This is a genomic window from Microcystis sp. M083S1 (genome assembly GCF_020246405.1).
GTDB lineage: Bacteria > Cyanobacteriota > Cyanobacteriia > Cyanobacteriales > Microcystaceae > Microcystis > Microcystis aeruginosa_C.
Genome location: NZ_JADBTB010000067.1, coordinates 51,071 through 65,888 on the forward strand (window position 1 = coordinate 51,071; position 14,818 = coordinate 65,888).

The following is a 14,818-nucleotide window of genomic DNA, read 5'->3' on the forward strand; positions in this document are numbered from 1 at the left end:
ATCCTATGCTCAACAAAAACAGAACCCATTTACTAACAGCCTTATCCATAGCCACTTTAACAGCGACTTTAACCGCTTGTGGGGGCGGCGATACGGCAGGAACTAGCGGAGAGGGAAGCAATAGAATCGCCCAGGTTCCTCTACAAGGAGAGGTCGCCCTCAATGGTGCGGGCGCTTCTTTTCCTGCACCCCTATATCAAAACTGGTTTGTCACCATTAATCAAATATTTTCTAAACTGCTAATTAACTATCAATCTACCGGTAGCGGGGCGGGAGTCGAACAATTTATTCAAGGTACGATCGATTTTGGCGCTTCCGATGTGGCCATGAGTGACGAGGATATGGCCAGAGTTAGCCGCGGGGTTTTACTGCTACCGATGACGGCGGGAAGCATCGTTATGGCTTATAATTTGCCCGGAGTAGAAGGGCTGAAACTAAGTAGGGAAGCATATATAGGCATCTTTTTAGGCACGATTACCCGTTGGAACGATGCCAAAATCGCCGCCGATAACCCCGATTTAAAACTACCCGATGAAGAAATTACCGTAGTTCACCGGGCAGACGGTAGCGGAACAACGGGGGTTTTTACTAAGTTTTTAAGCGCCGTTAGTCCCGAATGGAAAAAAAGCATCGGGGAAGGAAAAGCCGTACAATGGCCGACCAAAAAAGGTAAATTTCTCGGCGGTAGAGGAAATGAAGGCGTAACTGCCCTAATTCAACAAAATCAAGGCTCGATCGGCTATATCGAGTACGGTTTCGCTAAAAATAATAACCTGCCGATGGCCGCCCTGCAAAATCAGGCGGGTAAATTTGTCAATCCCGATGAAACCAACGCCGCTGCAACCTTAGCCACGGTGGAATTACCCGAAAATCTGCGGGCTTTTATCGTTGATCCCCCGGGGGAAAATTCCTATCCCATTGTCACCTACACTTGGATGTTGGTTTATAAAAAATACAACGATCCCCAAAAAGCTTTAGCTATGGAGGCGATGATCGAATTTGGACTCAATCAGGGACAGGAACAGTCCGCCGCCCTTGGTTATATTCCCCTACCGAAAAACGTCCGGGAACGAGTAGCCGCCGCTGCCGATGTCATCTATCCCGATTACACAATCAATGTGGATTAGTAGCCGAAAAAATGTATTCAAAGTTACAATAATAGTGGAGAAAGGCCAATTTCTCCCTTAGCTACCGCAAACTAGCTGGATTTAAACCCTAATCATGAGTGCGCCCACAGTTCCACCCGACTCAAATTTTAAAGAACGTCCAGAATCGGAAAAAATCCTCGATAAAGGCTTTGTCGGATTAACCACTGCCTTTGCCATCGCTATTGGGCTGATTTTGCTCCTAATTGCCCTAGTTATTTTTATTCGGGCCTTACCGGCGATTCAAACCTTTGGTCTGGGATTTTTGACCAGTAGTGCTTGGAATCCCGTGCGCGGTCGGGAAGAATTCGGAGTTCTGCCCGTTATCTACGGAACTCTCGTTAGTTCTCTGATTGCCCTCCTGATTGCTGTTCCCCTCGGTATCGGTTCAGCCATTTTTTTAAGCGAAGATTTTATTCCCTTAAATGCGCGGACAATTTTGGTTTTTCTCGTACAACTTTTGGCCGCTATTCCCAGTGTTGTTTACGGATTATGGGGTATCTTTGTATTGATTCCTATCCTCAGACCCCTTGGTAACTGGTTAAATGCTAATTTTAGTTGGATTCCTCTGTTTAGTACTCCTTTAGGGGGTCCAGGGATGTTACCGGCGGGGGTTATTTTAGCAATTATGATCCTGCCGATTATTATCGCTATCTCTCGCGACTCTTTGGCCGCTTTACCGCCGGATCTAAGGCAAGCTTCCCTAGGCTTGGGGGCCACCCGTTGGGAAACGATTTTTCGGGTATTAATTCCCGCCGCTTTTTCCGGGATTGTCGGGGGGATTATGTTAGCTTTAGGGCGTGCTTTAGGGGAAACCATGGCAGTAACGATGATTATCGGCAATTCTAACCGCATTAGTGCCTCTATTCTCGCCCCCGCTAACACGATCGCTTCCTTATTGGCTAATCAATTCGCCGAAGCATCGGGAATGCAAGTATCAGCTTTAATGTATGCTGGTTTTGTTCTCTTGGTTTTGACCCTAGTAGTCAATATCTTCGCCGAATTAATCGTTAATCGCGTCAAAGCTAAGTATTAAGCCGTCAGAAGGCAGAAGGCATCTTTTTTCTCCCCACTCCCCCACTTCATAATTCATAATTCATAATTCATAATTCCCACTGATAACTGATATGGATAGTGCGAATTTAGGCAATAATCTCAAAAAGAAACCGGGTAGTCCTCGATCGCTATTGGGGACAATTATGACCGTAATTTCGGGTTTATGTTTAGCAGTGACGATTATTCCTCTTTTTGCCGTCCTAGGCTTCGTTTTTGTGCAAGGGGTGGGCAGTTTAAACGCCAATCTCTTTACCAAATTACCGCCACCGCCGGGGTTAGGAGGGGGAGGCATCGCTAACGCCATTTTAGGGACAATTATCGTTGTTGCCCTGGCTACGGCGATCGCAGTTCCCATCGGCGTTTTAGCGGCGGTTTATCTCTCGGAATTTAGCGGTGATAACAAACTTGCCCAGGGTGTGCGCTTTGCTACCAACGTTTTAGCGGGTGTCCCTTCGATTATTGTCGGGGTTTTCGCCTACGGTTTGCTAGTTGCGCCATTATTTGGCGAAGGAACAGCCCTTTTAGGCTTTTCTGCCCTTGCCGGTTCGATCGGTTTAGCGGTGTTAATGTTACCCACTATTATTAGAACCACCGATGAGGCTTTAAAAATCGTTCCCCAAGACATCCGCTGGGCGGCCATGGGTTTAGGGGCTTATAACTACCAAACCGTCCTAAAAATCGTCCTTCCTGCGGCAGTTCCCGCTATTTTGACCGGTGTTACTTTAGCAATTGCTAGGGCGGCTGGAGAAACCGCCTCTTTAATTTTTACGGCATTATTCTCTAACTTTTGGCCCCGGGGTGTCTTTGAACCGATTGCCACCCTTTCGGTCCTAGTTTTCAACTTTGCTACTGCCCCTTTTGCCCCCCAACAGCAATTAGCTTGGGCAGGTGCTTTAATTCTGGTGCTTTTGGTGTTGGTAACTAACATTTTATCCCGTTTAGCCACGCGCCAGAAAACCTATTAAGTCAAGGAAAAAGTAAAAAGGGATATTTAACTAAAAATCTACCTATCTTTCTGATTCCTCAATTATCCAAATTCAAGGTAAATAATTTATGCTAACTAATCGCACTACCCAATCAACTGCAACCGTTTTAAAGGTGGATAAGGCTAATATTTACTATGGTAATTATCGAGCAGTGCGGGACGTTTCGATCGATATTCCCAAAAATAGAGTCACCGCTTTTATCGGACCCTCTGGCTGTGGAAAAAGTACCATTCTCAGGTGTTTTAATCGTCTCAATGATTTAATTCACGGTTTTCGTATTGACGGCAAAGTTTTTTATCATAACCAAGATATTTACTCTCAAGAGGTGGATCCTGTCGAAGTCAGAAAATACATCGGTATGGTGTTCCAGCGCCCTAATCCTTTTCCCAAATCCATCTATGATAATGTGGTTTACGGAGCGCGATTAAATGGTTATAAAGGCGATTTAGATGAATTAGTAGAAACTTCCTTGCGTCGGGCTGCTCTCTGGGAAGAAGTAAAAGATAAACTGAAAGAAAGCGGTTTTTCCCTATCGGGGGGACAACAACAAAGATTATGTATTGCTCGCACTATTGCCGCTCAACCAGAAGTATTATTAATGGATGAACCCTGTTCGGCACTCGATCCAATTTCAACTTTAAAAGTTGAGGAATTAATGCACGAATTAAAAGAACGTTATACAATTATTATTGTTACTCACAATATGCAACAAGCCACCAGAGTAGCGGATTTAACGGCTTTTTATAACGCTGAACCCACCGATAAAGGTGGCAAAATCGGTTATCTAGTTGAGTTTGATCATACGGATAAAATCTTTAGTGATCCTCAAGAAAAAGCAACTAAAGATTATGTTAGTGGACGTTTTGGCTAAATCAGTTATCAGTTATCAGTTATCAGTTATCAGTTATCAGATGTGAGTTTTCAGTGAACAGTATGAAGTGGCAAGTTGGGAGTTTTCTTTTCACTGATTACCGATTACTGTTTACCAGTCACTAAAAAAACACTCATCTCTTTTTTTTTAAAGATTATGTATAGTACCGATGTTGTCACCGATGCGGTTTTGAGAACCAAAAACTTAAATGTTTACTATGGTTCTAATCTCGCTGTTCGTGATGTTAACCTTGATATTCCTGAGAAAAAAGTGATCGCTTTTATCGGTCCCTCTGGCTGCGGGAAAAGTACAGTTTTACGCTGTTTTAATCGCATGAATGATCTGGTTAAAAGTGCCAAAATTGAGGGAAAAGTTACCTTTCGCGGCCAAGATATTTATGGTAATTCCGTTAATCCTATCGGGTTACGCAGTCGCATCGGTATGGTGTTTCAAAAACCGAATCCTTTCCCTAAATCTATCTATGAAAATATCGCTTTTGGGGCGCGATTAAATGGTTACATCGGTGATATGGATCAATTAGTGGAAGAATCTTTAAAAAAAGCCGTTCTCTGGGATGATGTTAAAGATAAACTCAAAGAAAGTGGTTTAGCTTTATCGGGGGGACAACAACAAAGGTTATGTATTGCTCGCGCTATTGCGGTTAAACCGGAAGTTGTTTTAATGGATGAACCCTGTGCGGCACTCGATCCAATTTCTACCCTAAAAATTGAGGAATTAATTCACGAATTAAAAACCCAATATACTATAGTTATTGTTACTCATAATATGCAACAAGCGTCGCGGGTTTCTGATTTAACGGCTTTTTATAATGCTGAACCGACCCCAAAAGGCGGTAAAGTAGGTTATTTAGTGGAATATGATCGCACAGAGGTTATCTTTCAAAATCCCGCTCAAGAGTCCACTAGAGATTATGTTAGCGGTCGTTTTGGTTAAGATCACAGCAATAATAGCTAAAATAAAAGTTGATAGGGTGAGTTAATCTCACCCTATTTTAAGTTTCTAAAACTTGGCTTTCTGGCGTAGTAATTCGGCTAAAGTCACATCGAATTTTGAGTGTCCCCCGAAAACTGTTCCCGCTTCCCCGTTAAAGAAAGTGACCTTGGCTAAATGATAATGCTCACCGCTCAGGGGAATATAACCGACCTCTTGAACGATATTTTGAGCTTGACTGAGATAATACTCGACAAAACGCTGTAAATCCTTATTAGACTGGGCTTTTTGGGCGTTAACGTAGATAAATAAAGGACGGGCTAAGGGTTGATAGGTGGATTGTAGCACCGTTTCCCGGGAGGGCAAAACAGCCCCTTTACCACTGTCTATTGCTAAGGCTTTTAAGTTCGCCGCTTGTTTTTCGTAGTAAGCTAGACCAAAATATCCCAGGGCGTTGGCATCTTGACTAACTCCTTGGATTAAAGTGTCATCATCTTCACTGGCAACGTAATCGCTGCGGCTAACATCTTCTTCTCCTACCACCGCTTCCGTAAAATAATCGAAAGTTCCCGAATCTTTGCCCGCACCAAAGAGATTGAGAGGTTTATCCGGCAATCCCGATCGCACCTGACTCCACTTGGTAATTTTACCCTGGGCCGCAGGTTCCCAGATTTTTTTTAATTCCTCTAAAGTGATGCTGTCAATCCAATTGTTTTCTTTATTGACTGCGATGGTGAGTGCGTCAAAGGCGATCGGCAATTCGATAAATCTAATGTTATTCCGATTACAGGCTTCGATCTCATCGCTGCGAATCGGTCGCGAAGCATTGCTAATATCGGTTTTTCCAGCGCAAAACTGCCGAAATCCGCCAGTAGTACCCGAAAAGTTGACGCTTATATCCGCAGACGGCTGTTTTTGTTTTTTGTATTCATCGGCGACAGCCTTGGTGATCGGGTAAACGGTGCTAGACCCATCAATAATAATTGATTTATTTGATTGGGAGTCAACGGGAGCGCAAGCAACTAAAACACCAGCACTAACAAAAATCAGAGCCTTTTTGAGCAATTTATCGAGATTTATCAGCATTTATCCATCCCCTTGCTTTTCTGGGAGTCAGAAAAATCTATCTCCATCATTTCAAAAAAAATTGATTTAATGCTAAAACTCCACCAAAAAGATAACAAACTTAACAGTAGCGAAAAGCAGCGGTGGCCCTGTTTGCCTTGACACACCTAGATAGGGTCTGCTGAAAAAGTTTTTCGTGGGGGCAGGGTGTGGGGTGTGGGGTGTGGGGTGTAAAGTCTAAAAGTTTTACCCAACAAGGTTTTTAGATTTATTCAGCAAACCCTAGATAAAAAGCTTTGTCCGGGCAATTTCTCCCCAAAAGATGCTTTAAATTAAGATTTCATCCTCGAATAGATACAATGGATTTTGGTCTTAATCGATCTAAATTGTTGCTAAAAGCTGTGAATTTTTTAAATTAAACTTAACCAAAATTTTACCGAATCTTAACCCAAAAAAATCTCCAATATTTATAGATTTAAAAGTAATATTTGTGCCTTAAACTATATCTTGAAGAAAGTTCAACTTTCTCCAATTGTGCAGGATTCTTCAACCGGAAAATTTATGATATTCTCAACTGCTACCCTAACTCGTGTGTGTGCTGTCTCCTTCGCCACGGCAGCGGCCTTAGCAGGGACGATGGGAGAAGCTTTCGCCCAAACCCTGAACGGTGCAGGAGCCTCCTTTCCCGCGCCCCTATACCAGCGTTATTTTGCCGACTATAAAAACGCCACCGGTGTCACCGTTAACTATAATTCCGTCGGTAGCGGTGCTGGTGTCCGGCAATTTATCGCTGGAACCGTCGATTTTGGGGCTTCCGATGCCGCTCCTTCCTCCTCGGAAAAAGGCCAGATGAAAAACGGTTTACTGCTAGTTCCCACCGCCGGGGGAGCCGTCGCCGTGGTTTATAATTTGCCTGGGGTAAATAACCTGCAAATTTCCAGGGCTAACCTCGGTAAAATCTTCAGTGGCGAGATCACTAACTGGAGACAAGTGGATCCGAAACTTCCCAACCAACCCATTAAAGTGGTGGTTAGAGCCGATGGTAGCGGTACTACCGAGATTTTTACCTCTCACCTGAGTGCGATTAGTCCTTCCTTCAAAAGTAAGGTGGGAACCAGCAAAGAACCTAACTGGGGTTTTACCGTTCTCAAAGGACCGAAAAATGATGGTGTGGCGGCCCTGGTTAAACAAACAGAAGGCTCGATCGGTTACGTTCAAGATACCTTTGCCCGCAAAAATGAAGGGGCAACCATGAGAACTGCTAAAGTTCAGAATAAAGCTGGTCAATTTGTCGAACCCAGTCTCGCTCAAGCTAACAAGGCGATGGAAGGGATCAAATTTAACGCCGATTTTACCGCTAATATGGACGATCCGAGCAGTGGTTATCCGATCGTCGGGATTACTTGGTTATTAGTACCGAAAGACTACGCTGATAACAAAAAAGCGGCAGAAATTAAAAGACTGTTGACTTGGATTCTGACCACTGGTCAAGGTATTAACAATCAATTGGAATTTACCCGGATTCCCCAATCGGTGACTCAAAAAGTTTTAGCCGAAGTTAACAAAATTAAATAAATACTTTTGTATTAGTTTAGGCTTGATTGTCACCGCTTTCCAGTAAGATGGAAAAAAGTTACCGGTTAAGTCCATAACTAATAACTGCAAGTATTTCTTTTCTGTGGGCTGAACATTGTTCAGCCCCTACAGTTGCGTTTTAAACAACTGATAAGTGGTAATCGCTCTCTATCTTATGGCCAATTTTTCTGAATCCGTCGAGTCCTTGGCTGTCTCGGCGGCCAATCTTAACGAAAACCCCGGCACTGCGGGTTTATTCAATCGCATTTTTACAGTCTTAGTCTGGATTTGTGCCGCCTCTGGTTTAATTTTTCTGCTCTGGATGGCCTGGATTGTTTTTCAGGATGCGCGGCCGGCGATCAATGAATTCGGTTGGGGATTTCTCTGGGGAACCACTTGGGATGTGAACGTCCTCAAATTTGGTGGTTTACCCTTTATTTTCGGTTCGATCGTTTCCTCGATTCTGGCTCTTTTATTAGCTATTCCCCTCAGTGTTGCCGTTGCTTTAACCACTAGCGAGAATTATTTGCCGGCAAGTGTCCGTTATCCCATCGGTTTTCTGGTGGAATTAATTGCCTCGATTCCTAGTGTAATTATCGGGTTATGGGGGATTTTCGTGCTAATTCCCGTGCTTAAACCCCTGCAAGAATGGTTATTTCAAAATTTTGCTTGGTTCCCTTTGTTTAATACCCAACCTTTGGGACCAAGTATGCTGATCGCCGGTGTGATCCTGGCCATCATGATCGTGCCGACTATTTCCGCTATCAGTCGCGATGTGTTGCTTACCGTCCCCCCCGAATTACGCAGCGCCTCCATGGCCCTAGGTGCCACTCGTTGGGAAACCATCTGGCGCGTGTTGTTGCCGGCGGCCAGTTCTGGCATTATCGGGGCGATTATCCTCGGTTTAGGGCGCGCTTTAGGGGAAACTATGGCGGTAGCCATGGTAATCGGTAACTCCTCGATTATTACTCCCTCCCTCTTGGCCCCCGGTTATACTATTCCTGCTGTACTAGCCAATACCTTCCCAGAAGCTTTTGAAAAAATCCACATCGGAGCCTTGATGTATCTAGCTTTGATTCTATTTGTTATTACCTTAGCTGTCAATAGTGTAGCAGCTTTATTAGTACAATTTATCAACCGCAATCGTTAATTTTATGAATCAAGGAGCTTTTCCCGAAGAAGATTTACAGCAACCCCTGTCACCGTGGCGACATTTTTTTACCAACGGTCTCACGGGTTTAGCGATCGCTCTTAGTGCCATCGCCATTCTGCCTTTATTTGCCATCCTTTTTCAAATTGTCAAAGAAGGTTTACCCGGATTCAATTGGCAAGTTTTCACCTCTTTACCCGCCCCAGTTGGCTCCGATCCCAGTGTTCCCAACGGTTTCGCTAATGCGATCGTGGGTACTTTAACCATGGTCGGTTTAGCATCCCTCGGCAGCATACCTCTGGGGATTCTCACCGGGGTTTTTCTCTCGGAATTCGCTCGGGGTTCCAAAATTGGCGGTATTCTGCGCTTTGCGATCGTGGTGTTGAGTAGTACCCCTTCCGTTATTGTCGGGGTGTTTTCCTTCGGGGTTTTGGTGTTAACTACCAAACAATTTTCCGCCGTAGCGGGGGCCTTTGCTTTGGGGGTGATTATGTTGCCCATCATCGCTTTAACCACGGAAGAGGCACTAAAACTAATACCTATGTCCTACCGTCTCGGTTCCTCCGCTTTGGGGGGTTCCCGTTTCGATACGGTATTTCGCATTGTCCTACCAGCAGCGATCGCACCGATTATGACCGGGATATTATTAGCGGTGGCCCGGGCCGCTGGAGAAACCGCCCCTTTAATGTTTACGGCTTTATTTAGTCAATTTTGGCAAGAAAGTCTTTGGTCGCCCACACCGGCTTTAACGGTGTTGATTTATAACTATGCTAGTTCCCCCTTTCCTGAACAAAATTCCCTGGCTTGGACAGCTTCTTTAGTCCTAATTATCTTAGTTTTAATTACTAGCCTTCTCTCCCGTTTTGTCACTCGTAAACGCTCAAATTAAGCATTTTTCTTATGATCGATTCCTCTCTCATGAACAGTCCTACTTCTCTAGCTAATTCGGCGATCGAAGTCGAAAATATTAGCTTTTTCTATGGTAGTAAAAAAGCCCTGGAAGGTGTTTCTTTAGAAATCCCGCAAAGGCAAGTAACCGCCATGATCGGCCCCTCCGGTTGTGGTAAATCCACTCTCTTAAAAGCCCTCAATCGCATCGGGGAATTAGAGGGACAAGTGACAGTTAAGGGCAAAGTTAGGTTTTTTGGCCAAGATATCTACGCCCCCAAAGTTAACCTTCATACCTTACGGCGACAGGTGGGTATGGTGTTTCAGCGCCCTAACCCTTTTCCTGCTAGTATTTACGATAATATTGCCTACGGTATTAGAATTTATCGTTCCGCTAGTCGCAGTGAATTAGATGCAATTGTGGAATCAGCTTTAAAAGGGGCTGCTCTTTGGAATGAAGTTAAAGATCTGTTGAATAAATCTGCTTTAGGATTATCGGGAGGACAACAACAAAGATTGTGTATTGCTCGCGCTTTGGCGGTAAAACCAAAAGTATTATTAATGGATGAACCTTGTTCGGCCTTAGACCCCCTTTCTACCCTCAAAGTCGAGGAATTAATCCATGAATTGAAGCAACAATACACGATCGTGATTGTCACCCATAATATGCAACAGGCCTCTAGGGTATCCGATCGCACGGCCTTTTTTAATGCCGATGAAACCCGCGTCGGTCGTTTGGTAGAATTTGACACCACCCAGAAAATTTTCACCGATGCAGTTAATCAACAAACTCGCGATTATGTAGCCGGTAGATTCGGTTAATTTCTCTTAAGTAGGTAGGCACAATTATTTGTAGGATGGGTTAGCGGTAGCGTAACCCATGCGGGCGTTGGGTTTCATGCTTCAACCGTTCGGCTGAGCTCACGGCCGAAGCCCAACCTACGTTCATTTTATATTTAATTCCACCCACCTACTTATCAGTTATCAGGAGTCAGTTATCAGTTATCAGTAGTCAGGAGACAGGAGATTATTTTTATTTATTCTCCCCACACCCTACACCCCACACCCTACACCCTACACCCTACACCCCACACCCCACTCCCTACACCCTACACCCCACACCCCACACCCTACACCCTACACCCTAAACCCTAAACCCTAAGACTGCCCGATTTTGCTAGGATAAGAAATGTAACAAGAATCTTTCTCAACAGTCGGATAATTCATGGGCAACGATACCATCACCTTACTCTCCCCGCGGGAAATTGACAAAATGCGACGAGCCGGACGATTAGCGGCTAAACTGTTAGATCATCTGGCAGATATGGTTAAACCGGGGGTAAGTACCCTAGAAATCAATGATGAGGCAGAACGTTGGACTCGGGCCCATGGAGCCAAAAGTGCGCCCCTAGGATACCACGGCTTTCCTAAGTCCATCTGTACTAGCATTAACGAGGTTATCTGTCACGGCATCCCCAGCGCCGATCAAATCCTCAAAGATGGCGATATTATTAACATCGATGTCACCCCGATTTTAGAGGGTTATCACGGCGATACCTCCCAGACTTTCTTTGTCGGTACTCCCTCCCCCCTGGCTAAAAAGTTAGTGGAAGTTACCAGAGAATGTCTGCAAAGAGGCATAGATGCAGTGCAGCCGGGGGGTAAAATCGGCGATATCGGCGCAGCTATCCAAGAATATGCGGAAGGCCAAGGATTCTCGGTGGTTAGAGATTTTGTCGGTCATGGTATCAGTAATGTTTTTCACACCGGTCCGCAGGTTCCCCACTACGGCACTCGCGGCAAGGGCAAAAAAATTCGCCCCGGTATGGTATTCACCATTGAACCAATGATTAATGAGGGAACCTGGCAACATATTGTCTTAAAAGACGGTTGGACTGCTATTACTAAAGATGGTAAACTTTCGGCCCAATTTGAACACACCATCGCCGTCACCGAAACTGGTGTCGAAATTCTCACTGTACCCGATTAAATTTAGGGAACAGGGAACAGGGGATAGGGAATGGGAGAATGGGGAAATAGGGAAGTTTCAACTAATACCCCAAAACCCTAAAACCCCATCTCCCCACCTCCCCACTTCATAATTCATAATTCATAATTCATAATTCATAATTCCCACTGATAACTGAATATATGCAGTATCGTCGTTTCGGTCGCACTAATCTACAAATGCCAGTGTTTTCCTGTGGGGGGATGCGCTATCAATTTCAGTGGCAGGATGTGCCAATGTCGCAAATTCCCGACGAGAATCAAGGCAATTTAGAGGCAATTATCAATAAATCTCTGGAAGTGGGGATTAATCACATCGAAACCGCTAGGGGTTACGGCACTTCCGAGATGCAATTGGGCAAAATTTTGCCGCAACTACCGAGAGATGAGATTATCGTGCAGACGAAAGTTTCTCCTAGTCAAGATGTGCGGGAATTTCGCCGTAAATTTGAGCAATCCCTGCAATTTTTACGGTTAGATTATGTGGATTTGTTGGGCATCCATGGCATCAACACCGAGGAAATTCTCGATGATACTATGGCCGAGGGCGGTTGTTGGCAAGAGGCGAAAAAATTACAGCAACAGGGAAAAGTTCGTTTTATCGGTTTCTCCACCCATGCACCAACTGATGTAATTGTCAAGACTATTGCAACAAATTGTTACGATTACCTCAATCTGCACTGGTACTATATTTTTCAGAATAACTGGCCGGCCATAGAAGCGGCAAAACAGCACGATATGGGGGTTTTTATCATTAGTCCCTCCGATAAGGGCGGCCATCTCTATAATCCTCCCCCTAAGCTCGTGGCTCTCTGTTCTCCTCTCAGTCCGATGGTTTTTAATGACCTATTTTGTCTCAGTCATCCGGCCGTCCATACCCTTAGTATCGGTGCTGCGCGAGCCAGAGATTTTGATGAACACCTGAAAACTTTACCCTTACTCGATCGCTCCGAGGAGATTTTACCGGCAATTATCGAGAGATTGCAAGGGGAGATGATCAACTGTTTAGGCGATAATTGGGTAAAAACTTGGTCTGTGGGTTTACCTAGCTGGGAAAATACCCCCAATCACATCAATATTCCTTCTATCCTCTGGTTACGCAATCTTGTTATCGCCTACGATATGATTGACTTTGCGAGGGCCAGATACAATCTCTTGGGGAATGGGGGTCATTGGTTCCCCGGTCAACAGGCAAAAGAGGTGGAAAAACTCGATTTAACTGCCTGTTTAGCCGCTAGTCCCCACGCTGATAAAATTCCCTATCTTCTCGCCGAAACTCATCGATTATTGTCGGGAGAGACGGTACAACGCTTAAGCAGTAGTTAATTAAAATTCGATGCCGGGTTGCGCTTTCACTCCCTGTTGACGAAAGGGATGTTTAATTAACTTCATTTCCGTGACTAAATCCGCTATCTCGATTAATTCGGGTAAAGCTCCTCTACCAGTGAGAATAACGTGACAATTAGGGGGTTTTTGGGCTAAACCAGCGATAACTTGCTGAATATCCAGATAGCCGAATTTAAGGGCGATATTGATCTCATCAAGTAAAATTAATTGATATTGGGGATTTTCGAGAAAAGTTAGGGCTTTTTGCCATGCTTCTTGGGCTTTCTCTATATCTCTTTCTCTATCTTGGGTTTCCCAGGTAAAACCTTCCCCCATAGCATAAAACTCGATTTGTTCCCCCCAAACACTAAAAATCTTTTGTTCGGCAGGTTCCCAGGCACCTTTGATGAATTGTACCACCGCCACTTTGTAACCATGACCGAGGGAACGTAAAACCATACCGAGGGCTGCCGTGGTTTTTCCCTTACCATCGCCGGTATTAACGATAATTAAACCTTTTTCAGCGATTTTTTCGGCCAAACGTTCCTCTTGGATGACCTTGCGGCGCTGCATTTTTTCTTTGTATTGTTCGGGAGTGAGTTGCATTCGGGTCTGTCCAGTCAAATCAAGATAATTGTAAGTAGGTAGGCGTTAAAAGTTGTCAGACACCCCCCTTATCAAGGGGGGCAGGGGGGATCCCCCCGCCTATCGGCACCCCCCTTATCAAGGGGGGCAGGGGGGATCGATCCTAAAATCCATTTTTAATTTAATTATAACCAGCTACTTAACTCAAGGGGTTATCGATCGCTATGTGAAGATTTTGACCGGCTAAATTGTCTGGGGGTTGATGCCTAATTCTCGTAATTTTGCCGCTAATCTTTCCTTAGCTTGTCGTTCTTGTTCTTTTTCTAAAAGAGCCTGTTCTTTTTCTAAAAGAGCCTGTTCTTTTTCTAAAAGAATCTGTTCCTTTTCTAAAAGAATCTGTTCCTTTTCTAAAAGAATCTGTTCCTTTGCTTGTCTTTGCTGTAATTCAGCTTCTTGGGGAGTGGGAACCAATTGACCATCGGCGGTAAAATAACGCAGTTTACGGTCAAATATGCCTAAATATAATCCTAACTGTTCACTCCATAGATAACCCCGGTCATTGGGAGAAATAGCTTGATATTGTCCCTCAAGTATCGTAAATCCTTGGAATTCTAAGGTATTAGGATCGAACCAAAAATAATTAGGAGTGCGAAAAGTATTTTGGTAGAGAATTTTCTTTTTAGTGCGGTCAATATTGGCCGTAGAATCGGAAATAATCTCCACGATCACATTGGGATATTTACCCTGTTCTCCCCAAACCACCCAACTTTTGCGGGGACGTTTTTCTGTATCTAAAACCACAAAAAAATCTGGACCACAGAAATCGCGCTTTTTCAGTTGTTCTTCGTTATAGTAGATAGTCAGATTACCGGAAGCGTAGTAATCGTTTTTCTCTTGCCATAATAATTCTAGACAATTGAGGAGAATTATGATCTGTTGCAGGTGTAAATCACTTTCCAAGGGTGGTTCATCACTCCATAAATCGGTGGGGGGACAGGTAACTTCTGGTAAAATGTCGAGAGTTGTCATAGTTTTTCCCCTGGCTGGGACATTTATTTAATTATAACAGCTATGAGAAATTATGAATTATGAATTATGAATTATGAATTATGAATTATGAATTATGAATTATGAATTATGAATTATGAATTATGAATTATGAATTATGAATTATGAATTATGAATTATGAATTATGAATTATGAATTATGAAT

14 protein-coding genes are annotated in these 14,818 nt (G+C 44.0%); 11 read left to right on the plus strand and 3 right to left on the minus strand.

Annotation, left to right across the window (positions count from 1 at the left end):
* The first annotated feature begins 5 nt into the window (after window positions 1-5).
* The 5 genes from pstS (IM450_RS06405) (at window position 6) to pstB (IM450_RS06425) (ending at window position 5,012) form a co-directional block, all read left to right on the plus strand.
* Window positions 6-1,127, plus strand: a complete 1,122-nt coding sequence (pstS, locus tag IM450_RS06405) for a phosphate ABC transporter substrate-binding protein PstS (protein WP_287665480.1) — start codon at window positions 6-8, stop codon at window positions 1,125-1,127.
* A gap of 94 nt (window positions 1,128-1,221) precedes the next feature.
* A complete protein-coding gene (pstC, locus tag IM450_RS06410) occupies window positions 1,222-2,181 on the plus strand; it encodes a phosphate ABC transporter permease subunit PstC (RefSeq protein ID WP_002749316.1) in 960 nt (319 codons plus the stop codon).
* A 91-nt stretch (window positions 2,182-2,272) separates the two neighbouring features.
* The gene (gene pstA, locus IM450_RS06415; RefSeq protein ID WP_194017550.1) at window positions 2,273-3,166 is read left to right on the plus strand and encodes a phosphate ABC transporter permease PstA; all 894 of its coding nucleotides are present in this window, start codon (window positions 2,273-2,275) and stop codon (window positions 3,164-3,166) included.
* An 88-nt stretch (window positions 3,167-3,254) separates the two neighbouring features.
* Window positions 3,255-4,058: a phosphate ABC transporter ATP-binding protein PstB gene (gene pstB, locus IM450_RS06420; protein WP_287665483.1), complete on the plus strand. Its 804-nt coding sequence runs from the start codon at window positions 3,255-3,257 to the stop codon at window positions 4,056-4,058.
* A gap of 156 nt (window positions 4,059-4,214) precedes the next feature.
* Window positions 4,215-5,012 (plus strand): phosphate ABC transporter ATP-binding protein PstB, encoded by a 798-nt coding sequence (gene pstB / locus IM450_RS06425; RefSeq protein WP_004268307.1) that lies wholly within the window; start codon window positions 4,215-4,217, stop codon window positions 5,010-5,012.
* Window positions 5,013-5,078: 66 nt separating this feature from the next.
* On the opposite strand, the gene IM450_RS06430 is transcribed toward pstB (IM450_RS06425), so the two are convergent.
* Window positions 5,079-6,095 carry a PstS family phosphate ABC transporter substrate-binding protein gene (locus tag IM450_RS06430; RefSeq protein WP_004268311.1) on the minus strand — a complete coding sequence of 339 codons (1,017 nt, stop codon included), beginning with the start codon at window positions 6,093-6,095 and terminating at the stop codon, window positions 5,079-5,081.
* Window positions 6,096-6,635: 540 nt separating this feature from the next.
* Between IM450_RS06430 and pstS (IM450_RS06435) the strand changes: the two genes are divergently transcribed.
* From pstS (IM450_RS06435) to IM450_RS06460, 6 genes are all read left to right on the plus strand, one after another.
* Complete coding sequence (gene pstS / locus IM450_RS06435; protein WP_004268312.1) at window positions 6,636-7,649, plus strand: phosphate ABC transporter substrate-binding protein PstS; 1,014 nt, start codon at window positions 6,636-6,638, stop codon at window positions 7,647-7,649.
* A gap of 175 nt (window positions 7,650-7,824) precedes the next feature.
* Entirely contained in the window at window positions 7,825-8,799 is a 975-nt protein-coding gene (gene pstC / locus IM450_RS06440) for a phosphate ABC transporter permease subunit PstC (protein ID WP_287665487.1), read from the plus strand.
* Between the two features lie 4 nt (window positions 8,800-8,803).
* Entirely contained in the window at window positions 8,804-9,688 is an 885-nt protein-coding gene (gene pstA / locus IM450_RS06445) for a phosphate ABC transporter permease PstA (protein ID WP_004268316.1), read from the plus strand.
* A gap of 11 nt (window positions 9,689-9,699) precedes the next feature.
* The gene (gene pstB / locus IM450_RS06450) at window positions 9,700-10,509 is read left to right on the plus strand and encodes a phosphate ABC transporter ATP-binding protein PstB (protein WP_004268318.1); all 810 of its coding nucleotides are present in this window, start codon (window positions 9,700-9,702) and stop codon (window positions 10,507-10,509) included.
* A gap of 403 nt (window positions 10,510-10,912) precedes the next feature.
* Window positions 10,913-11,677: a type I methionyl aminopeptidase gene (map, locus tag IM450_RS06455; RefSeq protein ID WP_002802314.1), complete on the plus strand. Its 765-nt coding sequence runs from the start codon at window positions 10,913-10,915 to the stop codon at window positions 11,675-11,677.
* 161 nt (window positions 11,678-11,838) lie between these two features.
* Window positions 11,839-13,020 carry an aldo/keto reductase gene (locus tag IM450_RS06460; RefSeq protein WP_287665491.1) on the plus strand — a complete coding sequence of 394 codons (1,182 nt, stop codon included), beginning with the start codon at window positions 11,839-11,841 and terminating at the stop codon, window positions 13,018-13,020.
* On the opposite strand, the gene cobO is transcribed toward IM450_RS06460, so the two are convergent.
* Together cobO and IM450_RS06470 are read right to left on the minus strand one after the other, a co-directional pair.
* Window positions 13,021-13,626, minus strand: a complete 606-nt coding sequence (cobO, locus tag IM450_RS06465) for a cob(I)yrinic acid a,c-diamide adenosyltransferase (RefSeq protein ID WP_002802316.1) — start codon at window positions 13,624-13,626, stop codon at window positions 13,021-13,023.
* Between the two features lie 222 nt (window positions 13,627-13,848).
* Window positions 13,849-14,634, minus strand: coding sequence for a Uma2 family endonuclease (locus IM450_RS06470; RefSeq protein ID WP_287665494.1), 786 nt, complete (start codon window positions 14,632-14,634; stop codon window positions 13,849-13,851).
* Window positions 14,635-14,818 lie beyond the last annotated feature (184 nt).

Excerpts from the sequence above, each read along its gene's own strand:
- pstB (WP_287665483.1), top strand. The coding sequence starts at position 3,255 with ATGCTAACTAATCGCACTACCCAATCAACTGCAACCGTTTTAAAGGTG.
- cobO (WP_002802316.1), bottom strand. The coding sequence starts at position 13,626 with ATGCAACTCACTCCCGAACAATACAAAGAAAAAATGCAGCGCCGCAAG.
- pstB (WP_004268307.1), top strand. The coding sequence starts at position 4,215 with ATGTATAGTACCGATGTTGTCACCGATGCGGTTTTGAGAACCAAAAAC.
- pstA (WP_004268316.1), top strand. The coding sequence starts at position 8,804 with ATGAATCAAGGAGCTTTTCCCGAAGAAGATTTACAGCAACCCCTGTCA.
- IM450_RS06470 (WP_287665494.1), bottom strand. The coding sequence starts at position 14,634 with ATGACAACTCTCGACATTTTACCAGAAGTTACCTGTCCCCCCACCGAT.
- pstA (WP_194017550.1), top strand. The coding sequence starts at position 2,273 with ATGGATAGTGCGAATTTAGGCAATAATCTCAAAAAGAAACCGGGTAGT.
- pstS (WP_004268312.1), top strand. The coding sequence starts at position 6,636 with ATGATATTCTCAACTGCTACCCTAACTCGTGTGTGTGCTGTCTCCTTC.
- IM450_RS06430 (WP_004268311.1), bottom strand. The coding sequence starts at position 6,095 with ATGCTGATAAATCTCGATAAATTGCTCAAAAAGGCTCTGATTTTTGTT.
- map (WP_002802314.1), top strand. The coding sequence starts at position 10,913 with ATGGGCAACGATACCATCACCTTACTCTCCCCGCGGGAAATTGACAAA.
- IM450_RS06460 (WP_287665491.1), top strand. The coding sequence starts at position 11,839 with ATGCAGTATCGTCGTTTCGGTCGCACTAATCTACAAATGCCAGTGTTT.
- pstS (WP_287665480.1), top strand. The coding sequence starts at position 6 with ATGCTCAACAAAAACAGAACCCATTTACTAACAGCCTTATCCATAGCC.
- pstC (WP_287665487.1), top strand. The coding sequence starts at position 7,825 with ATGGCCAATTTTTCTGAATCCGTCGAGTCCTTGGCTGTCTCGGCGGCC.
- pstB (WP_004268318.1), top strand. The coding sequence starts at position 9,700 with ATGATCGATTCCTCTCTCATGAACAGTCCTACTTCTCTAGCTAATTCG.
- pstC (WP_002749316.1), top strand. The coding sequence starts at position 1,222 with ATGAGTGCGCCCACAGTTCCACCCGACTCAAATTTTAAAGAACGTCCA.